This is a genomic window from Streptomyces flaveolus, assembly GCF_044765825.1.
GTDB lineage: Bacteria > Actinomycetota > Actinomycetes > Streptomycetales > Streptomycetaceae > Streptomyces > Streptomyces flaveolus.
Genome location: NZ_JBIWKU010000003.1, coordinates 486,936 through 494,420 on the forward strand (window position 1 = coordinate 486,936; position 7,485 = coordinate 494,420).

General features: G+C 71.7%; 8 protein-coding genes. 2 read left to right on the forward strand and 6 right to left on the reverse strand.

Translation table 11 applies throughout. The annotated features are described in order from the left end of the window. Positions 1-15: 15 nt before the first annotated feature. The gene (locus ACIRG6_RS11730) at positions 16-1,164 is read right to left on the reverse strand and encodes a macrolide family glycosyltransferase (RefSeq protein WP_403322494.1); all 1,149 of its coding nucleotides are present in this window, start codon (positions 1,162-1,164) and stop codon (positions 16-18) included. 100 nt (positions 1,165-1,264) lie between these two features. Then, positions 1,265-1,903 (reverse strand): CatB-related O-acetyltransferase, encoded by a 639-nt coding sequence (locus ACIRG6_RS11735; RefSeq protein ID WP_364676175.1) that lies wholly within the window; start codon positions 1,901-1,903, stop codon positions 1,265-1,267. 83 nt (positions 1,904-1,986) lie between these two features. Between ACIRG6_RS11735 and ACIRG6_RS11740 the strand changes: the two genes are divergently transcribed. Then, the gene (locus ACIRG6_RS11740) at positions 1,987-2,664 is read left to right on the forward strand and encodes a TetR/AcrR family transcriptional regulator (RefSeq protein ID WP_364676178.1); all 678 of its coding nucleotides are present in this window, start codon (positions 1,987-1,989) and stop codon (positions 2,662-2,664) included. A gap of 10 nt (positions 2,665-2,674) precedes the next feature. Here ACIRG6_RS11740 and ACIRG6_RS11745 read toward each other — a convergent pair whose 3' ends face one another. From ACIRG6_RS11745 to ACIRG6_RS11760, 4 genes are all read right to left on the reverse strand, one after another. After that, complete coding sequence (locus ACIRG6_RS11745; RefSeq protein WP_318214192.1) at positions 2,675-3,358, reverse strand: ABC transporter ATP-binding protein; 684 nt, start codon at positions 3,356-3,358, stop codon at positions 2,675-2,677. Between the two features lie 34 nt (positions 3,359-3,392). Then, positions 3,393-4,859, reverse strand: coding sequence for an ABC transporter permease (locus ACIRG6_RS11750; protein ID WP_403322242.1), 1,467 nt, complete (start codon positions 4,857-4,859; stop codon positions 3,393-3,395). 150 nt (positions 4,860-5,009) lie between these two features. Next, a complete protein-coding gene (locus ACIRG6_RS11755) occupies positions 5,010-6,254 on the reverse strand; it encodes a L,D-transpeptidase (protein WP_364676185.1) in 1,245 nt (414 codons plus the stop codon). Positions 6,255-6,476: 222 nt separating this feature from the next. Further along, positions 6,477-6,830, reverse strand: coding sequence for a hypothetical protein (locus ACIRG6_RS11760; RefSeq protein ID WP_350714227.1), 354 nt, complete (start codon positions 6,828-6,830; stop codon positions 6,477-6,479). A gap of 109 nt (positions 6,831-6,939) precedes the next feature. Between ACIRG6_RS11760 and ACIRG6_RS11765 the strand changes: the two genes are divergently transcribed. Then, positions 6,940-7,257 carry a hypothetical protein gene (locus ACIRG6_RS11765; RefSeq protein ID WP_403322244.1) on the forward strand — a complete coding sequence of 106 codons (318 nt, stop codon included), beginning with the start codon at positions 6,940-6,942 and terminating at the stop codon, positions 7,255-7,257. Positions 7,258-7,485 lie beyond the last annotated feature (228 nt).

The following is a 7,485-nucleotide window of genomic DNA, read 5'->3' on the forward strand; positions in this document are numbered from 1 at the left end:
GGCCGGCCCCCGCTCTCAGGTCAACGCCTCCTCGATGAGGTCGGCGGCGCGCCGGGTGCCGCCCTCGGCGCGTGTCTCGGCACGCAGCCGTGCCGACCGGCGGCGCACCTGGGGGTCGGTGAGCAGGCCGTGCAGGGCCGCCCGCAGGGTCTCGGCGGTGGCGTCGGCGGTGTCGACGCGCCGGGCCACGCCCAGTTCCACCAGCCGGTCGGCGTTCATGAACTGCTCGGCGGCCTGCGGTACGGCGATCATCGGGACGCCCGCCAGCAGTCCCTCGCCGCTGCCGCCCATGCCGGCGTGGGTGACGAACGCGTCGGCGTGCTCCAGGATCGCCCGCTGCGGGACCCAGGAGTGGACCTCGACGTTCGGCGGGATGTCACCGAGTTCCCGCGGGTCGGTGTACTTGCCGATCTGGAGGACGACGTGCAGGCCGGGCCGGTCGCCGAAGGCAGCGAGGCACTGACGGTAGAACTCCGGTTGCCGGGTGTACGCCGAGCCCAGGGAGATCAGCAGCACGGTCTCGGCGTCCGCGGGGCGGGTCCACGCGTCCGCGTCCTCCGGGGCGTCGAGGCAGGGGCCGACGAAGGTCACCGTGCCGGGGTCGACCCGGTCGGCGTGCGGCTGCATCGCCCGGGGGATCAGGGCCAGGGCCCGGGCAGGGGGGCCGGAGAAGGCGTCGACGTCGGTGGTGGCCGCCCCGCAGTCGGCGAGCCACCGGGCGAACCTCGCCCGGTACGCGTCGGCGCCGGGCAGTTTCCGCAGGTGTGCCGCGACGTCCTGGTCGTAGCCGTCCCAGGCCACGAACGTCGGGGACAGCTGGAGGACGGGCCGCTTCCGGGACTCGGCGAGGGCGCGGGCGGCGTAGGCGCCGATGTCGTACAGGTACAGGTCGGCCGGGTCGTCGTCGTAGGCGGCGCGCAGTCGGGGCAGTGCCTGGACGGCGTCGTCGAGGAAGAGATTCATCACGGCGACGGGGTCCTGGGGCCAGTCGTTGTCGGCGACCGGCAGAACGGAGGGACAGGGGACCGGCTCGGCACCGGTGGAAGCGATCAGGTCGCCGACCGCCGGGTCGTTGGCGTAGGTCACCCGGTGGCCGCGTGCCACCAGTTCGCGGATGACCGCGAGGCTGGGCAGGACGTGACTGACGACGGGAATGCCGACCATCGCGACATGGGCAGGACGTCGGGGCACGACGACACCTCGTTCCGGGGTGCGGGGCGGGCGGGGCCGGGGGTCCGGCCGGGTTCACGGGGCCTGGCCGGTGTCACGGGGCCGCGGCCTCCAGCTCGGCGACGGTGCCCGACATGATCGTGCGAATGTGCTCGGTGAGGTGCTCGACGGGCCAGTCCCACCAGGCCACCGCGAGCAGCCGGGCGGTGTCGGCCGCGTCGTAGCGGGTGCGGATCAGCCGGGCGGGGTTGCCGGCGACGATGCCGTAGTCGGGCACGTCCGAGGTGACCACCGCGCCGGTGCCGATGATCGCGCCGTGCCCGATCCGCACGCCGGGCAGCACGGTGGCGCCGTGGCCGAACCAGACGTCGTTGCCGACGACGGTGTCCCCGCGGCCGGGCAGGCCGGTGAGCAGGTCGAAGTGGTCGGCCCAGGAGCCGCCCAGGGTGGGGAAGGGGAAGGTGGAGGGGCCGTCCATGCGGTGGTTGGCGCCGTTCATGAGGAAGCGCACGCCGGTGCCCAGGGCGCAGAATTTGCCGATGACCAGCTTCTCCGGGCCGTAGTGGTAGAGCACGTTGCGGGTCTCGAACGCGGTCGGGTCGTCCGGGTCGTCGTAGTAGGAGTACTCCCCCACCTCGATGAGCGGCGACTTCACCAGCGGCTTGAGCTGCACGACGCGCGGCTGCCCGGGCATCGGATGGAGCACGGTCGGATCGGCGGGGACGAGTGGCATCGGAATTTCGGCTCCATTAATGCGACGACTGATGCATTAGGATGCTGCCACGTCCCCACGTCCATGAGCAATCGGGATTTCCCATGACCGACCCGCCGGGCCCTCGGCCGGACCGCGCCCGCCCCACCGGCGACGACCCCGACGACCGGCGCACCGACGGCGCGCCCTCCGCCCCGGGCGCGCGCCGGCCCGGGGGCCGTACCGCCCGTGTCCGGGCCCAGGTGATCGCCGCGGTGTGCGCCGAACTCGGTGACCACGGTTTCGAAGGGCTCACGCCGGAGGGCGTCGCGGCCCGCGCGGGCGTGCACCGCACCACGGTCTACCGGCGCTGGCGGGATGTCGGCGGCCTGCTCGCCGACGTCCTGGACGCCGCGGGCGAGGACGACTGGCAGCCCCCGGACACCGGATCCCTGCGGGGCGACCTGACGGCGCTCAACGCCGAGATCCAGGAGTCCCTGGTCGCCCGGCCGTCGGTCGCCGCGGCCCTGATCGCCGCCTCGTTCCGCTCCGAGCAGGCCGCCCGGGCCCAGCAGCGGCTGTGGGAGGACCGGTACACGCGGTGCGAGGCCGTCGTGGAGCGTGCCGTGCGGCGCGGCGAACTCCCGCCGGACACCGACGCCCGGCGCCTGCTGGTCGCCTCGACCGCGCCGCTCTACCACCAACTGGTGCTGCTGCGGGCCGCTCCCGACCCGCGGCTGCCCGAACAGGCCGCCGCCACGGCCACGCTGGCCGCGGCGGCGGGGGCCTTCGCCCGGCCGTGACGGCCGGGGCTCACGCGGAGGCGTTCTCCCTGATGCTGATCCGCCCCTTGCGGATCGTCGCCAGGCGCGGGGCCTTCTTCGCGATCGCCGAGTCGTGGGTGACCATCACGAAGGTGAGCCCCAGCTCCCTCCACATGCGGTCGAGTACGTCCATGATCTCGTCGCGCGTCGACTCGTCGAGGTTTCCGGTGGGTTCGTCGGCGAGCAGCACCTTCGGCTGCTTGACCAGGGCACGGGCGATGGCGACCCGCTGCTGCTGACCGCCCGACATCTCGCCGGGCAGATGGCCGAGCCGCTCACCGAGCCCGACGGACGCCAGCGCCTCGGCGGCCTTCTCGCGCCGCTCCTTCGCCTTGACGCCGAGCGGGACCAGCGCGGTCTCGACGTTCTCCTGCGCGGTCAGGGTCGGTATGAGGTTGAAGGACTGGAAGACGAAGCCGATGCTCTCGCTGCGCACCCGGGTCAGCCGGGCCTCGGGCAGCTCGGCCAGGTCGGTGCCGTCGAGGACGATCTCGCCCGAGGTGGGCCGGTCCAGGGCGCCCAGCATCTGCAGCAGGGTGGACTTGCCGCCGCCGGTGGGGCCCTGGATGACGAGCCGGTCGCCGTCGGCGATGGTCAGGTCGACACCGTCGAGGGCGTGCACGGTGTCCTTGCCGCGGGTGTAGCGCTTGGTGACGCCGCTGAGTTCGTACATGGTGCAACTCCTGGGAAGGGTGTGGAGGTTGGCGCTACTCGACGCGGCGCAGGGCGTCCGCGGGGCGCAGCCGGGAGGCGCGCCAGCCGCCGAAGCCGCCCGCGACGAGTCCGCCGGCCACGGCGAGGGCGACCGCGAGGGCGATGGTGGTGAGGCTGACGGGCGCGGTGAGGGCGATGTCCAGGGTCTTCGCGGCGGTCTGCCGGCCGGGGCCGCCCATGCCGCCGCCACCGCCGAAGCCGCCGCCGACGCTGGTGCCGCCGCCGAGCTGGGCCTCGAGCGTCGGGCTGACCGTGGTGACGGCGTACGCGCCCGCCAGGCCGAGCGCGATGCCGAGGACGCCGCCGACCAGGCCGTTGACGACGGCCTCGCCGACCACCTGCCGGGTCACCCGGCCCGAGCGCCAGCCCAGCGCCTTGAGCGTGCCGAACTCGCGCACCCGGCGGGAGACCGCCGAGGAGGTGAGCAGGCCGGCGACGAGGAACGCGGCGGCCAGCACCACGACGGAGAGCCACTTGCCGACGCCGGCGGCGAGGGAGGAGGCGGTGGACAGGGAGCCGGAGACGGTGTCGGCGAGGTCGGCGGAGGTGGTGACCGTGGTACCCGAGATGTTCTTCTGGATCGCGGACTTGACGCCGTCGATCTTCTGCGAGTCGGTCGCCTTGACGTAGATCGTGGTGACCTTGTCCTTGGCGTCACCCAGCGTCTGGGCCTGCGCCAGGGGCACGTAGAGGTCGGCCGCCGCGTCGCCGCTGTCGGCCGTGGCGATGCCGACGACCTGGAACTTCGTGCTCTTGATGGTGACCGTGGAGCCGGTCTTGAGCTTCTTCTCCTTGGCGTACGCCGCGTCGGCGACGGCGACCTCGGCGTCGGTCTCCGACGTCTTGAAGGTACGGCCGCTGGTGATCGAGGAGGAGGTCAGCGGGCCGAGCGCGGGCTCGGTGACGTCGGTGCCGTAGACGGAGTAGCTGTTGACGTCGAAGTCCGCGCCGCCGCCCTGGACGCGGCCCTCGGGGGCCTGCTGGGCGCCCGGCCCGCCGCCCCGCCCCTGGCCCTGGCCGCCGCCCGAGCCGTCCTGCTGGAACTGACCGCGCGTGAACTGTCCGCTGACCTTGACGACTTGCAGGCTCAGCCCGCCCACCGCGTCCGCGACGCCGCTCTGCCCGGCGACCTTGCCGACGGTCGAACTCGCCAGTGTCTGCAGGCCCTGCACCATGACGCGGTCGGTGCTCTGCTCCGCCTCGGAGCCGTCGTCCTGCGCGTCGAAGCGGAAGCGCGGCCGGTCGGAGGTGCTGGGGGCGGGCGACGCGGCCTTGGTGACCGTCATGTCCGTGCCCAGGCCGTACAGGGACTGCAGGACCTTGTCCTGAGCCCTGCCCATGCCGGAGGAGACGGAGTCGACGACGATGACCAGCGCGATGCCCAGCGCCAGGCCGGAGGCGACGACGAGGGCCGCCTTTCTGCGGCGGCGCAGCTCGCGCCTCAGGTAGGTGAAGAACATGGCCGCAAGGTAGGGACGGCCCGTGATGAAGGGATAAGGCCCGCGTAAAAGGAGGATGAGAAGCGGGGGCAACGGCGGACGCCCGCCGCCCCCGGTGAGGGGCGACGGGCGTCCGCCGTGAAGTCGCGGTGAGCCGCGGGAGGTTCGGCGTCAGACCGCCGAACCCGCCTTCCACTGGGCCCAGTCCATGTTCCAGCCGTTGAGGCCGTTGTCCGGGGCGACGGTCTTGTCGCCGGTGTTCTGGACGACGACCACGTCACCGACGATGGAGTTGTTGTAGAACCAGGCGCCCGGCGTGTTCGGGTCGCCGGCGCCCTTGGCGTCCTCCAGGCCCACGCAGCCGTGGCTGGTGTTGGCGCTGCCGAAGATGCCCTTGCCCCAGTAGTTGCCGTGGATGAAGGTGCCGGAGGTGCTCAGACGCATGGCGTGCGGCACGTCCTTGATGTCGTACTCGCCCTTGCCGTCGTCGTCGGTGAAGCCGACGGTCGAGCCGTCCATCCGGGTCTCCTTGTACTTCTCGGAGATCACCATCTGGCCCTCGTAGGTCTTGTTGTCGGGCGAGCCCGCGGAGATCGGGATGGTGCGGATGGTCTTGCCGTCCTGCGTGACCTTCATCTGCTTGGTCTTCGCGTCGACGTACGAGACCTGGTTGCGGCCGATCTTGAAGGTGACCGTCTTCTGCTGGACGCCGTAGACGCCGTCGGCGCCCTCGACACCGTCGAGCGCCAGCTTGAGGGTGACGGTGGAACCCTCCTGCCAGTAGTTCTCGGGGCGGCAGTCCATGCGCTGGGTGCTGAACCAGTGGCAGGCGACTTCCTGGCCGCTGGTGGTGTTGACGGTGATCGCCTTCTGGACGGCGGCCTTGTTGGTGATCTCCTTGTCGAAGTTGATCGACACGGGCATGCCGACGCCGACGGTCTTGCCGTCGTCCGGGGTGAAGGTGCCGATGAAGCTGTTGCTCTTGGAGACCGTGGTGAACGAGGAGTTCTCGTGGGCGGCGCGGCCCTCGGAGTCCTGGGCGGTCGCCGTCAGCCTGTAGGTGGTGGCCCGCTCCAGCTGGGCGCTGGGCTTCCAGCTCGTCCTGTCGGCGGATATCTCGCCCTTGACCTCGGTGCCGTCCGTCGTGGTCATCTTGACCTCCGTGAGCGTGCCCTTGCTCACGGTGACGGTGGCCGAGTTGTTGATGGAGGCGTTGTCCGAGCCGTTCTCAGGCGTGATCTTGATCTGGGCCTCGGAGGTCTTCTTGGCTGCCGCCTCGTCGACCTGCGCCTGCGAGGTGTTGCCGTCACCCCCGGAGGCGTCGGCGTCATTGCTGGAACATGCCGAGAGCACCAGCACACCGCCGAGCAGTGCGGACGCGGCCGCCAGGCCCTTGCGCCGCTTACCGTCCGTCATCACACGCTTCTCCATCGTTGCCGATTCCCGAAACCCCGAGCTCCCCCGTCAAGACGTTCAACGCTACGACCGGTTCGTCCCGTTCCATATCGTCAGCCGGTGTGGGACATACCACTCCGCCTCGGGGCGGTGATGGTGCGGGGGCCGGTCGGTGCGCCCCTTGAGACGGCGAAACCCCTGACGGCGGTTGCCGCCGGGGGCCACGATTTTCCCCACGGCGCGTCAGCCGGCCGCCGATTCCCCGTCTTCCGGATCGTCTTGGCCGCCATCATCCTCGTCCACGTCCCAATCGGGCGAGTCGGGGTCGTAGTCGATCTGCTCACTGCTCCAGGAGGCCTGCTGGAGTTCGATCCCGGGCACCGCGCTGACCAGGTCGAACGGATCCACGAGATAGGCCAGGGCCTCGGCGGTGTCCTCGGTCACAGCGCGCTCGGCGTGCGCCCGTTCCGCGTCGGGCAGCGTGGAGTCGTCCGCGAGGGTCTGCAGCGCGGCGCCGGTGACCGCCTCCTCGTCGTCGATCGCCAGCACGAGGTCCACGCGAAGCCGCACAAAACGTGATGTCTCTGGAGTGCTCATGCCCGGAGAGTACGACCGACCGCTCCCGTGACTTTCCTGTGACCCGCGCCTTTCACTAACATCTGCCCACACGGCCAATTCGCCAGCGCCACAAGGGGATCGATATTCCGTGTCATCCGCTCGCCGTCCGTTGCTGACCGCCGCCGCCGCGGGGGGCCTGCTGTGCGCCCTGTGGTTCGTCCCGTCCGCGAACGCGACACCCGGGACCCAGGCCGCGGGCACCGCCTCCACGAGCCCGTCCCCGCAGATCACCGAGCAGGCCAGAGTCGTGTCGACGGACACGGCGGCCGCCGGCGAGGAGAGCGCCCGGCTGGCCGACACCGGAACCTTCGACAGCACGCCGTACGTCATCGGCGGCACCGCCTGTCTCGGTCTCGGTGCGGGATTCGTCGTGTACTCGGTGCGTCGGGAACGCCTTGATTTTTGAGATCACTTGACGTTCTTTTGGAAATTTTGACCCTGCCGGGCGCCGCCCCCGCGTGTGCGCCGTCGCCCGGGGAGTCGCCGTCATGCCACGGGGGCCCCGCGGGCGGGGGGGGGCCCGGGCCCCCCGGGGGGGGGGGGCCCCCCCGGGCGGCGCCCCCCCCCCCCCCCCCGCCCCCCGCCCCCCCCCCCACCAATGCCGCCGCGGCGGCCCACTCGGGGGGCAGGAACC